This is a genomic window from Arthrobacter sp. zg-Y20 (genome assembly GCF_030142075.1).
Taxonomy (GTDB): domain Bacteria; phylum Actinomycetota; class Actinomycetes; order Actinomycetales; family Micrococcaceae; genus Arthrobacter_B.
In genome coordinates, this window is the sequence record NZ_CP126241.1 from 3143830 (window position 1) to 3156230 (window position 12401).

Annotated in this window: 11 protein-coding genes; 6 read left to right on the forward strand and 5 right to left on the reverse strand. The window is 66.8% G+C overall.

What is annotated here, in order from left to right:
* Nucleotides 1–62: 62 nt before the first annotated feature.
* The 4 genes from QNO06_RS15050 to QNO06_RS15065 all read right to left on the reverse strand — a co-directional run bounded on the left by QNO06_RS15050 (nucleotide 63) and on the right by QNO06_RS15065 (nucleotide 5273).
* Complete coding sequence (locus tag QNO06_RS15050) at nucleotides 63–1028, reverse strand: YsnF/AvaK domain-containing protein (protein WP_227911848.1); 966 nt, start codon at nucleotides 1026–1028, stop codon at nucleotides 63–65.
* Between the two features lie 250 nt (nucleotides 1029–1278).
* Nucleotides 1279–2979, reverse strand: a complete 1701-nt coding sequence (locus tag QNO06_RS15055; protein WP_227911849.1) for a long-chain-fatty-acid--CoA ligase — start codon at nucleotides 2977–2979, stop codon at nucleotides 1279–1281.
* A gap of 138 nt (nucleotides 2980–3117) precedes the next feature.
* Nucleotides 3118–4074, reverse strand: coding sequence for an ATP-grasp domain-containing protein (locus QNO06_RS15060; protein ID WP_227911850.1), 957 nt, complete (start codon nucleotides 4072–4074; stop codon nucleotides 3118–3120).
* A gap of 446 nt (nucleotides 4075–4520) precedes the next feature.
* Nucleotides 4521–5273, reverse strand: a complete 753-nt coding sequence (locus QNO06_RS15065; RefSeq protein WP_227911851.1) for an SDR family NAD(P)-dependent oxidoreductase — start codon at nucleotides 5271–5273, stop codon at nucleotides 4521–4523.
* Nucleotides 5274–5385: 112 nt separating this feature from the next.
* On the opposite strand from QNO06_RS15065, the gene QNO06_RS15070 reads away from it, so the two are divergent.
* From QNO06_RS15070 to QNO06_RS15080, 3 genes are all read left to right on the forward strand, one after another.
* Nucleotides 5386–6090 (forward strand): phosphoribosyltransferase, encoded by a 705-nt coding sequence (locus QNO06_RS15070; protein WP_227911852.1) that lies wholly within the window; start codon nucleotides 5386–5388, stop codon nucleotides 6088–6090.
* 159 nt (nucleotides 6091–6249) lie between these two features.
* Nucleotides 6250–6846: an HdeD family acid-resistance protein gene (locus QNO06_RS15075; RefSeq protein WP_227911853.1), complete on the forward strand. Its 597-nt coding sequence runs from the start codon at nucleotides 6250–6252 to the stop codon at nucleotides 6844–6846.
* Between the two features lie 234 nt (nucleotides 6847–7080).
* Nucleotides 7081–8367, forward strand: a complete 1287-nt coding sequence (locus QNO06_RS15080; protein WP_227911854.1) for an ammonium transporter — start codon at nucleotides 7081–7083, stop codon at nucleotides 8365–8367.
* 160 nt (nucleotides 8368–8527) lie between these two features.
* Here QNO06_RS15080 and QNO06_RS15085 read toward each other — a convergent pair whose 3' ends face one another.
* Nucleotides 8528–10321 (reverse strand): thiamine pyrophosphate-requiring protein, encoded by a 1794-nt coding sequence (locus QNO06_RS15085; protein WP_227911855.1) that lies wholly within the window; start codon nucleotides 10319–10321, stop codon nucleotides 8528–8530.
* A gap of 198 nt (nucleotides 10322–10519) precedes the next feature.
* Between QNO06_RS15085 and QNO06_RS15090 the strand changes: the two genes are divergently transcribed.
* From QNO06_RS15090 to QNO06_RS15100, 3 genes are all read left to right on the forward strand, one after another.
* On the forward strand, nucleotides 10520–11053 hold the full coding sequence (locus QNO06_RS15090; RefSeq protein WP_227911856.1) for a dihydrofolate reductase family protein: 534 nt from the start codon (nucleotides 10520–10522) through the stop codon (nucleotides 11051–11053).
* 197 nt (nucleotides 11054–11250) lie between these two features.
* Nucleotides 11251–11490: a hypothetical protein gene (locus QNO06_RS15095; RefSeq protein ID WP_227911857.1), complete on the forward strand. Its 240-nt coding sequence runs from the start codon at nucleotides 11251–11253 to the stop codon at nucleotides 11488–11490.
* Nucleotides 11491–11615: 125 nt separating this feature from the next.
* Entirely contained in the window at nucleotides 11616–12395 is a 780-nt protein-coding gene (locus QNO06_RS15100) for an alpha/beta fold hydrolase (RefSeq protein ID WP_227911858.1), read from the forward strand.
* Nucleotides 12396–12401: the final 6 nt, after the last annotated feature.

Consider the following 12401-nt stretch of genomic DNA (forward strand, 5'->3'; position numbering starts at 1 on the left):
GGCGGGCCCCGGAAAACCCGGGACCCACCGTCGTCGTGCGTACTAAATTGCTGTGCCGGACGCTAGCGGCCGCGGCCGGACCCGGAACCCGAGCCCGAGCTGCCGCCCGACCCGGAGCCGCCGGACCCGGACCCGCCGGACCCGGACCCGCCCGACTTCCCGCGCCGGATGTCGCTGTCGTTGACGTCCGTGTCGATCTGCTCCTTGCGGACCTCCTCGGAAACGCTCTCGGTATCAGTGACGGTCTCGGTGTCCAGCCGTACCCGCTCCACCGGCTCGGTGTGCTTGGACACCACCGGCTCCTCGGCGTGCAGGGTCACCTCGTGCTCGTCCTCGGTGAGTTCGGCACCGGAGAGGGCATCGCCCGCGTTGGCGTCCGTGATGGGCTCGCGCTCAATCCGGACTTCCTCGTGGCTGACCGGCACCTGCTGGGTGACGGTCTCGGTAACGATGTACTTGCGCAGCCGGGCCTTGCCTACCGCACGGTTTTCGGTGCCGACGTTCAGCCGCTCCTCGGACCGGGTCATGGCATCGTCGATGTTTGCACCCGACCGCGAGTGGTCCGACAGGTTGGACGTGCCCGACCCGGTGGATGTACCGGCGGTGCGCTCATCCGAAACCAGGCCGGCGTCGGCGTCCCTCATGCCGCTGGTTCCGCTGTCCGTGGTGATGGTGTCCGTCTCGCTGAAGGACTCGGTGGAACCGTCGTCGTAACTGAACCCGTAGTAGCGGTACAGCGTGACTTCTTCTTCGGGGCTGATCGAACCGTCGCTTTCGATCTGCGGCGCGTTCTTGACCTCTTCCTTGGAATAGGGCACCAGGACGTCAACGCCCTCAACGGTTGCCTCGCTCAGGGGAATGAACGTTTCAGACGTGCCGAAAAGGCCGGTGTTGACCGTGACCCATGCCGGTTCGTCGGTCTGGTCATCCAGGTAGAAGGTGCCGACGGAACCGATCCTGTCACCGTTCGGGCCCAGTACGTTGCCCGAACCGGTCATAAGTCCTTCGACCTGCTGATTCGTGATCATCTTGTTCTCCTCGCGACAGCGAATCCGCCGAGTCGGTTGACCGGCGGTAATTCACCCCCGGCCTGTGGAGGAAAACAGCGAAGCGGTCGGTTTCCGCCTGCAGCTCCGGGTGGCCGGTTGGTTGACTTGTGAGTGACCTGGCACACATACCAAGCCCACTTACAATTCCAGCCCCTCGGCCGGAGAACCGTCAATAGGTACCCGAAGCGCGAGGCGTAAACCTCATGCCCCCGCGAAAACGATGATGGAGCTAGGCGTCCTGCAGCAGGGAGTCCCGCACCTGGCGCCGGAGCACCTTGCCCAGCATGGACTTGGGCAGTTCGTCGATGGCGACAATCTTCCGCGGCACCTTGTAAGGGGTGAGCCGCTCCCGGCAGTAGGCGCGCAGCGCGGCCTCATCCAGCTCGGCACCTTCCTGCAGGACGACGGCGGCCACTACCTGCTCGCCGCCGTCTGCCCGGGGCAAGCCCACCACGGCGGCGTCGAGGATGTACTGCTGGGTGCGCAGCACGTCCTCCACCTCGGTGGGGGAAACGTTGAAGCCGCCGGTGATGATCAGTTCCTTGCGCCGATCCACCACCTTCACAAAGCCGTCTTCATCCACGGTGACAATGTCGCCGGTGCGCAGCCAGCCGCCGTCGAGCAGCACCTCCGCGGTGCCCTCCGGGTTGTTCCAGTAGCCGGCGAAGACCTGCGGACCGCGGACCAGCAGTTCGCCCGCAGCTCCGGGCTCGACGTCGTTTTCCGGCGCCTCGGGGTCCACTACCCGCATTTCGGTGCTCGGGAACGGCACACCGATGGTGCCGTTGCGCCGCGATTCGGCGAACGGATTGCCCAGTGCCACCGGTGAGGATTCGGTGAGGCCGTAGCCTTCCACCAGCAGTCCGCCGGAGACCTCTTCCCACAGCTTGACCGTGGCGGCCGGCAGGGTCATGGCACCGGAGATCGCGTAGCGAATGGTCGACAGGTCCACGCCGCGCTTCTTCGATTCGGTGGCGGTTTTCTCGTAGATAGGCGGCACGGCGCAGAAGACGGTGGGGCGGGACTTCTTCGCTGCCGTCAGCACCAGGTCCACGTCGAACTTGGGGAACAGCACCAGCCGGGAGCCGGTGAGCACCGAGAAGGTCAGGTACAGGGTCAGGCCGAAGGCATGGAACATCGGCAGCACGCCGTAAATAACTTCCTTGCCCTCCTGCGCGCCGTGCATCCAGGCCTTGCCCTGCAGGGCGTTGGAACGCAGGTTGTAGTGCGTGAGCATGACGCCCTTGGGAGCGCCGGTGGTGCCGGAGGTGTACTGCAGCGCGGCCAGGTCGGTGACCTGCGGGCGCGGGTGGTCCTGCGCCAGCGGGGCGTTGTCCAGCAGGTCTTCCCACGAGGTGGTGCGTTCGGTCTTGGCGGTCAGCCCCTCGCGGGTGCGCCGGACGGAGGGCAGCGGCAGGGTCAGGGCGATACGCTTCAGGCGCGGCATGGCCTTGGTGATGTTCACGGCCACGATGGTTTCCACGGCAACGTCGCCGGGGAAGTCCTGGACCTTCTCCACTGCCTTGTCCCACACGATGGCAACCTTGGCACCGTGGTTCTCGAACTGGTGGCGGAGCTCGCGCTCCGTGTACAGCGGGTTGTGCCCGACGACGACGGCGCCCAGCCGCAGCACGGCGTAGAACGCGATGAGGTACTGCGGGCAGTTGGGCAGAATGATGGCCACCCGGTGGCCCTTGCGCACTCCCAGCCGGCGCAGTCCCTCGGCTGCACGGTTGATCCGGTCCCCCAGATCCTTATAGGTGGTCTCGGCACCGAAGAACTCCAATGCCACCTTGCTGCCGAAGCGTTCTACAGCTTCTTCCATCATGGCGGTGAGGGATTCCGTGGGCAGTTCAATCTGCGCCGGAACACCGCTCTGATAGTTCTTGACCCACAGGGGTTCAGAGGCACGCTCAGCGGCGACGGACATGGAGTTGCTCCTTAAGTTGGCTAAAACTGACTATAGCGAGGCCTCGCTTCCACCGATAAATAACGAGGCCCAAACCACGCCGGTTCCGTCCCGCCGCCGAGGTGTGGGGGAACAGTCAACGGGTCCAAGCGGACGCAGCTAGTCGGTCAGGGACGCCAGGTAGCGGGCCAGCGCGCGCGGTGCCGACCGCGGGGCAACGGCCTCCACTGCGGCGTTGTAGTTGGTGTTGGTATTCACGTCGTAGGTCAGCAGCCGGCCGTCGGCAGCTTCAATGAACTCGATCCCGCACACCTCCAGCCCGTTGCGGCGGGCAAACTCCAGGTACTTCCCGATCACTGGGGAGTCGAAGTCCTTCCGCAGGCTGAACAGCTGCGTGTCGGCGTCCGGGGCAATGGTGGCGCCCGGCGGCATGATGGGCCTCCCGGTGGCCGGGTCAATGGCGCAGGCGTCGGCCGGGCAGAGCTGGAAGCCGCCCCGGGCGGTGTCCGCCTTGATCGCATAAATGAACTCCCCGCCCACAATTTCAACGCGGGTGATAAACGGTTCGGCAGCGGAAATGTACTCCTGCACCAGGGTGATTCCGTCCGCCGGTTCCTCGAACTCCGCTGACGCCACGTAGTCCGCCAGCTCACCGTGGGACTCGAACTTCCGCACGCCCAGGCCCTTGCCGCCCTGATTGTGCTTGACGATGAAAGGGGTCTCGAACTCCTTGGCCGCCGCCAGGATCTGGTGGCGTCCGACGGCGGCAACGGTGCGCGGGGTGTCGATGCCGGCAGCCCGCAGGGCGGTCAGCTGGTCCACCTTGCTCATCTCCAGTTCCAGGACCCGGCGGCCGTTTACGGTCCGCCGGCCGTGTGCCTGAAGCCAGGACAGCACGGCCCGGGCATAGTCCTTGGACAATCCGTGGTCCCGCGTATGGGACGACGCACTGATCCGCGACCAGAAAATTCCCTCCGGCGGGACCGCATCCAGGTCCAGCACACCGTCGGTCAGCAGCCATTCCTCCACATGGACGCCCTCGGCCTCGAAGGCCCGGGCGAAGGGCGGAAACCATTCAGGGTTCTCGTGCAGTGCGTAAACCGTGGGGGTGCTCATGGGACTCACTTTCGCCGTGGGGAACAGCCGTGGGGAACAGCATCCCGGGTCCGGATCACGCCTGGCCGGGGCGGCGCCGCCGGGAACCGCACAGTCACCCTAGGCCCGTGGCCGGGCAACGGCCAGCCCGCATGACGTCCCGAGTCACAGGCGTTGGCCGGTCTGGGTGGGTGTCCCGCCCCGCCTTTCCTGCCGCATCCAATTTCCCACGAAGTGTTACTGCTGCGCCGCGTGGGGAAACACCCGTCCCACCAGCACCAGCGCGTGGGAAAACCGCTTCCCCAACACCGGCCCACCAAACGAAAAGGCAAAAATTACCGATTTCCGGCCGAAAAACGGTAATTTTTGCCTTTTCGGGCTCGCAGACCAACCGACCCCCAGCCCAGCCGACCCCCAGCCCCCAGCCGTCGCGCCGCCCCGCACCGCGCGTCGTCGTCCGCTTCCCGTTACCGACCCCGGCCTGCGATCCGGGCCACCGTCCCCTGCGGGGCGAGACCGCTGACCGCGGCGAGCGCCCGGTACCGCTTGGACGGAATCGACACTCCCTTGCCGGCAAAGGCTGCGGCCAGCCCCTCCCGCACCACGCGTTCGGGCTGCAGCCACATCCAGCCCGGGTAGACCGTCTTGTCCATCTGCATGCGCTGGTGGAATTCGGTGTGCACAAACCCCGGGCATACCGCCGTCACGGTGATTCCGCGGTCCTTGTAGTAAATGTTGGCCCAGCGGCTGAAGTTGATGACCCAGGCCTTCGCGGCGCTGTACGTTCCCCGCGGCAGGAAGCCGGCCAGCGAGGCCACGTTGATGATTCGTCCGCCCCCGCCGGCCTGCATGCTGTTCAGCGCGGTGTGGCTCAGCTTCAGCGGTGCGGTGACCAGCACATTGAGGTGGTCCACTTCGGCGTCCAGGCTGTTGTGCGCGAAGTCGTTCTTCAGTCCGTAGCCGGCGTTGTTCACCAGCACGCGCACGTCCGGTTCCCGCACACGCGCGGCGACGGCGGCCACGCCGTCGTCGGTGGACAGGTCGGCGCCGAGGTACTCGGTTTTGACGGAGTACCGCCGGGCCAGTTCAGCGGCGGAGGCCTCCAGCCGTTCGGTGTTCCGTCCCGTCAGCACGAGGTTGTAGCCCCGCTCGGCCAGTTGGCGGGCGAACTCGGCCCCGATACCCGATGTTGCTCCTGTAATTACTGCGGTCTGCGTCATACCGGCCACTTTGCTATGCCCGGCGCGGCTTTGGCAACGAGGGCCCCTACCGGCCGGCTGCGTCCGCGCCTAGCGTGAAAGGACCATCCCCTTTTCCGGAAAATGGCTGGTTATGCCGGATCCCCCTCAGCAGCACAATCCCCGCCCGGGCTGGCAGGACCGGGCCGACGCCGGACGCCAGCTCGCCGCGGCGCTGGCCGGGTATGCGGGCAGCACGGATCTGCTGGTGCTGGGACTGCCGCGCGGCGGGGTCCCGGTGGCAGCCGAAGTGGCCCGCAGCCTGGGAGCCGCCCTGGACGTGGTGGTGGTGCGCAAGGTCGGATATCCGCCGCAGCCGGAGCTGGCGGCCGGAGCGGTGGCGGGAATTGCGGGGGTGACCAGCATGGTGCGCAACGAGGATGTCCTGGCGTACTGGCGGACCCGCGATCCGGAGGCCGAGGCGCTGTTCGACGCAGCTTCGGGCGAGCAGCTGGCCGAGGTGAGGCGGCGGGAGGAGCTGTTCCGGCAGGGTGCCCCGCCCCGCCGGCTGCGGGGCAGCACGGTCATTGTGGTGGATGACGGCATCGCCACCGGGGCCACCATGCGCGCCGCGCTGGGCGCCGTGCGGCAGCTGGACCCTGCCCGGCTGGTGGCTGCGGCGCCGATGTCCTGCGGCGGTGCCGCAGAGCTGCCCGCATTCGGGGCCGACGACGTCGTGGTGCCGTGGGCGCCCAGCGGACTGCCTGCCGTCGGACTTGCCTACCGCTCCTTCCCGCAGACCACCGACGCGCAGGTGCGCGAACTGCTTGGCATGCCAGGGGCACCGGGCCTGTCCTGACTATCCCAATAAAGAGGGCATGGCCGCCGTCGCCGGCATGATCCGGGCCGTGCTGACCGGTTCCGACAGCCTTCCCTAGAGAAAGGCGCGGCCCGCGGCAGATACTGGACAGGCCGGTATTTGCCGGAGCCGCTTGGGGGAAACTCTCAGGAGGTCTTGATGTCCACATCAGGCAGCGCTTTCCATCAAGAGGGCGGGTTCGCGTTGGACGCCCTCACCCTGGCCAAATCCGCTATCCGCGGGATCCGCCTCGGACTGGCAACCATCGGGGTGGTCTCGGTGGTCCTGGGCCTGCTGGTCCTGTTCTGGCCCGGGGCAACCCTTGAGGTCCTGGCCGTCCTCTTTGGCCTCTACTTTGTGGTGGCCGGCGCCATCCGCATCCTGCTGGGCGTCTTCACCGGACTGGGCCCGGGGCTGAAGATCCTGAACATCCTGGTGGGGCTGGCCCTGGTGGCCGTGGGTGTGATCGCCATCCGCAATCCCGCTGCATCCCTGACCGCGCTGGCCCTGGTCATAGGTATTGCCTGGATTGTGGAAGGCGTTATGAGCCTGGCCGAGTCCGACCGCGGAGGCTCCCGCTGGTTCGCCATTGTGCTCGGTGTCCTGAGCATCCTCGCCGGTATTGTGGTCCTCTTTATCCCGGTGGAATCCCTGGCTGTCCTGGTGATCTACGGAGGGATCTTCCTGGTGGTGCTGGGCATCATCCAGATTGTCCGGGCCTTCACCTTCGGCCGCGGCATGCCCCGCAACGCCTGACGTTCAGCAAGCTCCCAGCAGGTGCCCAGCCAGCGTTAACACAGCGCTAACCCGGCGGCGCTCCCGTTCGTAACATCCCGGCACCACCATGGAATCAGTGCCCCGCATCCACCGGGGGCGCCGGTCAGTACCGGGGGGCTGATCCGTCCATCATCCCCCGCCCGGCTGTTGCCCGGCCCTGTTGACGCAGCGCCCATGCAGACCCGGGCCCCCGACCCGAACGGGAGTACCTCCATGGACTCTGGAAACACGGCCTGGCTGCTGGCCAGTTCGGCACTGGTCTGCCTGATGATCCCCGGGATCGCCTTTTTCTACGGCGGCATGGTGGGTTCACGGCGGATCCTGAACATGATGATGATGTGCTTCGGCGGAGCCAGCCTGGTGGCCGTCCTATGGGTGCTGTACGGGTATTCCGCAGCGTTTGGCGATTCGCTCGGGGGCCTGGGCCTGCTGGGTAACCCGGCAGAGTTCTTCGGCCTTTCCGCGCTGCTCACCGAGGACCCGGCAGCGTCCATTCCCCTGGCGCTGTTTGCCGCCTTCCAGCTGATGTTCGCCTGCGTCACCACCGCCCTGGTGGCCGGTTCCGCCGCCGGCCGGATGAAGTTCGGTGCGTGGATGGTCTTTGCCGGACTATGGGCCACATTGGTTTACTTCCCCCTCGCGCACTGGGTCTTCGCCTTCGACAACGAGGACGGCACCGTGGTGGGCGGCTGGATCGCCAACCAGCTGGGCGCCATCGACTTTGCCGGCGGCACCGCCGTGCACCTGAACGCCGGGGTGGCCGCCCTGGCCCTGGCCCTGGTCCTGGGCCGCAGCAAGGGCTGGCCGCACAGCCATGGCCAGCCGCACAGCCGCCCGCTGATCCTGTTGGGGGCCAGCCTGCTGTGGATCGGCTGGTACGGCTTCAACGCCGGATCCGCCCTAAGCGCCGGACATTCCGCCGCGGTTGTATTCCTTAATACTGCCGTCGCGGCTGCCGCGGGACTGCTCGGCTGGGCCCTGATGGAACGCATGCGGCTGGGCCGGTCCTCCAGCCTGGGCGCGGCGTCGGGCCTGATCTCAGCACTGGTGGCCATCACCCCGGCCTGCGGCGCGGTCAGCCCGCTGGGCGCCGTGGCCATCGGCGCTATTGCGGGACTGGTCTGCTCGCTGGCCATCGAGCTGAAGTTCCGGCTCGGCTTTGACGACTCCCTGGACGTGGTGGGTGTCCACGCTGTCGGCGGCCTGCTCGGCACCCTGCTGATCGGCCTGTTCGCCACGGACGCCGCCCCCAACGGGGTCAGCGGCCTATTCTACGGCGGCGGTTTCTCGCTCCTGGGCATCCAGGCCGTGGCCTGCCTCGCGGTGCTGGCCTATTCGTTCGCGGTCACGTGGCTTATTGCCAAGGTGCTGCAGCTGACCATAGGCCTGCGCATCCCGGAGGAGAGCGAGCTCAAGGGCATTGACCTGATTGCCCACTCCGAATCCGCCTACCTCAATGACGAAGAACCCGTGGAACTCGGCGCGCCGACCCGCTCCTAGCCCCCTCGAAGGCAGGTCCGGTCCGCCGAAAGGAGGAACGGGCGCACCCGGCCGGGTGCGCCCGTTCCGTTATCGGGGCCTTCGCAGCAACGGGCTCAGCAACGGGCGGAGCGCCGGGCGGAGCGCGGGGCCTTCGCCGCAACGGGCTCAGCGCCGGGCCTCAGAGGTCCCCGTACAAGCCCTCTTCCTGGGCCAGGTAGATTTCCAGCATCCGGCGGGAGTGTTCACCGGCGGCGCCTTCCTGGTCCAGTCCGTCCTTCATGGTTTCCGCCTGCGCCGCACCGGCCGGGAAGGGCGGCAGCAGCGGCACGGCTGGATCGGTGACAACCTCGATCAGGAACGGCCGCTCGGCCGCGAGCGCCACGTCCCAGGCTTCTCCCAGCAGTTCCGGATCCTCGACCCGGATGCTTTCCAGGCCGAGCAGCTTCGCGTATTCGGCGTATTTGAAGTCCGGCAGCGACTGGCTGTCCTCAAACCGCGGGTCGCCCTCCATTTCACGCTGCTCCCAGGTCACCTCGGCCAGCTCCCGGTTGTTCAGCACGCAGATGACAAACCGCGGGTCCTCCCACTTCTGCCATAGCCTGCTCAGGGTGATCAGTTCGGCCACCCCGGCCATCTGCATGGCACCGTCACCGGAGAGCGCCACCACGGGACGGTCCGGGGCAGCGAGCTTGGCGGCCAGGCCGTATGGCACCGCACAGCCCATGCTTGCCAAGGTGCTGGAGAGGTGCGCCGGCACGCCTTCGGGAAGCTGCAGGTGCCGGGCGTACCAGTAGACCGAACTGCCGACGTCGACCGCCACCTGCGCGTTGGCCGGCAGCCGCCGGTTCAGCTCATAGACCACACGTTCGGGGTTCACTGGGTCCGCTTCGGTCATGGCGCGGACGCGGGCCAGTTCGTGCCAGCGGCGTACGCTTTCCTCCACCTTGCCGCGCCACGGTGCGTCGGGTTTGGCGTCCAGCAGCGGAAGCAGGGCATCCAGTGTTGGACCGGCGTCTCCGGTGATGCCTACCTCCACCGGATACCGGTTGCCGATGGCCGAGGCGTCCCGGTCAATCTGCACGGCGCGGGCGGATCCGGGCGTCGGATAGAACTCGGTCCACGGGTCATTGGAGCCGATGATCAGCAGCGTGTCGCAGTTGTTCAGCACGTACCCTGCGGAGGCGGTGCCCAGATGGCCCATGGTGCCGGCAGCCAGCGGCGCGGTTTCATCCACGTACGGCTTGCCCAGCAGGCTGGTGGTGATGCCGGCGCCTATCTTTTCGGCCAGGGCAGCCACCTGGGCGCGGGCATGCCGGGCGCCCTGCCCCACCAGCAGCGCCACCTTTTCTCCAGCATTGATCAGGTCCGCGGCGGCGCGCACATCCGCTTCGAGCGGCTGGATGCGGGCCGGGCGGAACACCGGGACGGTGTCCAGGATGCCGTGCTCCTGCTCCAGTTCCGGCGCCGGCGCCTGCTGCACGTCATGCGGAATGATGACGACGGCGGGGGTGCCGGTGGCCAGGGCCTTCTTGAAGGCGCGGTCCAGCACCAGCGGAACCTGTTCGGGGGAATTGATCTGCTGCCGGAAGGCCGAGGCCACGTCCCGGGTCAGGTTCATCAGGTCCACCTCCTGCATGTAGGAGGATCCCAGGACGCTGCGGGACTGCTGGCCGACAATGGCCACTACGGGCACCCCGTCCAGCCGGGCGTCGTACAGTCCGTTGAGCAGATGGACGGCCCCCGGCCCCTGGGTGGACATCACCACGCCCACGCCGCCGGTGTACTTGGCGTGCCCCACGGCCATAAAGGCGGCGTTTTCCTCATGCCGGACCTGGATGAACTCGGGGTCCCCGCTGCGGCGCATGGCTCCCAGCACGGTGTTGATGCCGTCTCCGCTGTACCCGAACACCCGCTGGACGTCCCAGGCCTTCAACCGGTCGACAATCAGGTCAGCTACGAGCCGCTCGCTCATATGTTCTTCCTTCCGCGTCCCGCCCGGTGCCGTCCGCCGGCCGGATCCAAAATAGTCAGGCTGCTTATGGTGCGTGCTTCCCAACCTATCCCAGAAGCTGGCGGAGCGCGCCGGAAGGCGGGCGCAATCCGGTGCCCGGGGCTACCGTTTGGGACCGTCCACTGCCCGGCACTGCGGGGGCGCCGGTAGTCTTTCGGCATGCCCAAGGTCATCTATTACGTCGCCTCGTCCCTGGATGGCTTCATCGCTACCGAGGACAACAGCCTGGACTGGCTGCTGCAGTTCGGTTTCGAAGCGTTCCAGGCGCACTATGACCGGTTCATTGCCGGCGTGGGGGCGGTGGTGATGGGCGGGGAAACCTACCGCTGGCTGCGCACGGAGGAACCGGACAACTGGTCCTACCGGCAGCCGTGCTGGGTGCTCACCAGCCGGGAAGAGTCCGCTCCCCCGCAGGCCGACGTGCGGTTCGCGTCCGGCGACGTGCGCGAGGTGCTTGCCGCAGCCCGGGATGCTGCCGGTGAACGCGACGTCTGGCTGGTGGGCGGCGGCAATGTGGCGGCCCAGTTTGCCGACGCCGGGCTGCTGGACGAACTGTGGGTGACCTACATGCCCGTTGCCCTGGGCACCGGCCGGCGGCTGCTGCCGGTGGACGGACCCACCCCGCCCATGCACCTGGTGGCCACCACCCAGTTCAACGGCGGAGCGGCCGAACTCCGCTTTGCCGTGGGCTAAGGAGCAGGATCGCAGCAGCAATTGAGGCCGCCTGCCTCCAGTACCAAAAACAGGAATTCCCGTGTTTTGCGCAATTCGAATTACGCACCTCCGTGCCACCATGGCAGCATGCCGGCCCGGACCTTTCCCTTTTCCCTGCACACCGCCACCGCGCTCGAGGTGGGCGACATTGTTCCCGTACAGTCGCCGTCGGGCGCTTGGGCATGTTTGCAGGTGGTGGAAGCCTGCAGGTGACCGGGGATGCTCAGCCCAACGACGCCGGGCAGGAACGCTGGTACGGGCACGGCTACGTCGGAAAAACCACCAGCGTGTGGGGATGGATAGCCACCATCCGGGTTGCCCGGGAAGCCGCGGATAACCAGTGGCCTGAAGATCGGAAATCCCCGGCGGAGCCGCACGCTAAACGCATTTCCGAACGGAACCAATATGGCGTCTAGAGCTGCCGGGAACCTGTAAAGTGTGCAGTTGAATCCGCTGTGGGGCAGGGGCGGACATTGCATCAGAAGAAAAGCAGGCGCAAACGCACATGACAACTGATATCCGCACTCGGAACAATGTTCGAGTGCTGGGACGCGCCGACGGCCCGGTACTGCTTTTCGCCCACGGATTCGGCTGCGACCAGGGCATGTGGGAGGGCGTTCTTCCCCGCTTCACGGATGAGTACAAAGTGGTTGTCTTCGACCACGTGGGCGCCGGCAATTCCGATGCCGCTGCTTACTCTCCGGCCAAGTACTCCAGCCTGAACGGCTATGTGGATGACGTCCTGGAACTGTGCGAGGAACTGGACCTGCAGGACGTCACGTTTATCGGCCACAGCGTAAGCGCCATGATGGCTATTGCTGCCGCCGCCGCAGCACCCGCACGGCTGGGCCGGGTCATTCTCGTGGCCCCGTCCCCCAGTTACATGGACCACCCGGAGGACGGCTATGAAGGCGGCTTCAGCCGGGCCGACCTCGATGATCTGCTGGAGTCCCTGGACACCAACTACCTGGTCTGGGCGGCAAACATGGCGCCGGTCATTATGGGCAACCCGGAAACTCCCGCCCTCGGCGCCAAGCTGGAGGGCAGCTTCTGCCGGGTGAACCCGACCATCGCCCGCCAGTTCGCCCGGGTGGCGTTCCTCTCCGACGTCCGCCACCTCCTGGCCCGGGTTGCCGTTCCGGCCCTGATCATGCAGGCCTCCTCGGACCTGCTCTGCCCCGAGCACGTAGGCCGGTACCTCCGTGACGGGATGCCGCAGAGCACCCTGGTGCAGATGAAGGCCACCGGGCACCTTCCCCACGTCAGCGCCCCCGACGAGACCGCAGACATCATCCTCGACTTCCTGCAGCAGCCAAAGTAGCCCGCG

Coding starts and splice junctions, on each gene's coding strand:
- QNO06_RS15090 (WP_227911856.1), top strand. CDS start 10,520: ATGCCCAAGGTCATCTATTACGTCGCCTCGTCCCTGGATGGCTTCATC.
- QNO06_RS15055 (WP_227911849.1), bottom strand. CDS start 2,979: ATGTCCGTCGCCGCTGAGCGTGCCTCTGAACCCCTGTGGGTCAAGAAC.
- QNO06_RS15050 (WP_227911848.1), bottom strand. CDS start 1,028: ATGATCACGAATCAGCAGGTCGAAGGACTTATGACCGGTTCGGGCAAC.
- QNO06_RS15080 (WP_227911854.1), top strand. CDS start 7,081: ATGGACTCTGGAAACACGGCCTGGCTGCTGGCCAGTTCGGCACTGGTC.
- QNO06_RS15070 (WP_227911852.1), top strand. CDS start 5,386: ATGCCGGATCCCCCTCAGCAGCACAATCCCCGCCCGGGCTGGCAGGAC.
- QNO06_RS15085 (WP_227911855.1), bottom strand. CDS start 10,321: ATGAGCGAGCGGCTCGTAGCTGACCTGATTGTCGACCGGTTGAAGGCC.
- QNO06_RS15060 (WP_227911850.1), bottom strand. CDS start 4,074: ATGAGCACCCCCACGGTTTACGCACTGCACGAGAACCCTGAATGGTTT.
- QNO06_RS15065 (WP_227911851.1), bottom strand. CDS start 5,273: ATGACGCAGACCGCAGTAATTACAGGAGCAACATCGGGTATCGGGGCC.
- QNO06_RS15075 (WP_227911853.1), top strand. CDS start 6,250: ATGTCCACATCAGGCAGCGCTTTCCATCAAGAGGGCGGGTTCGCGTTG.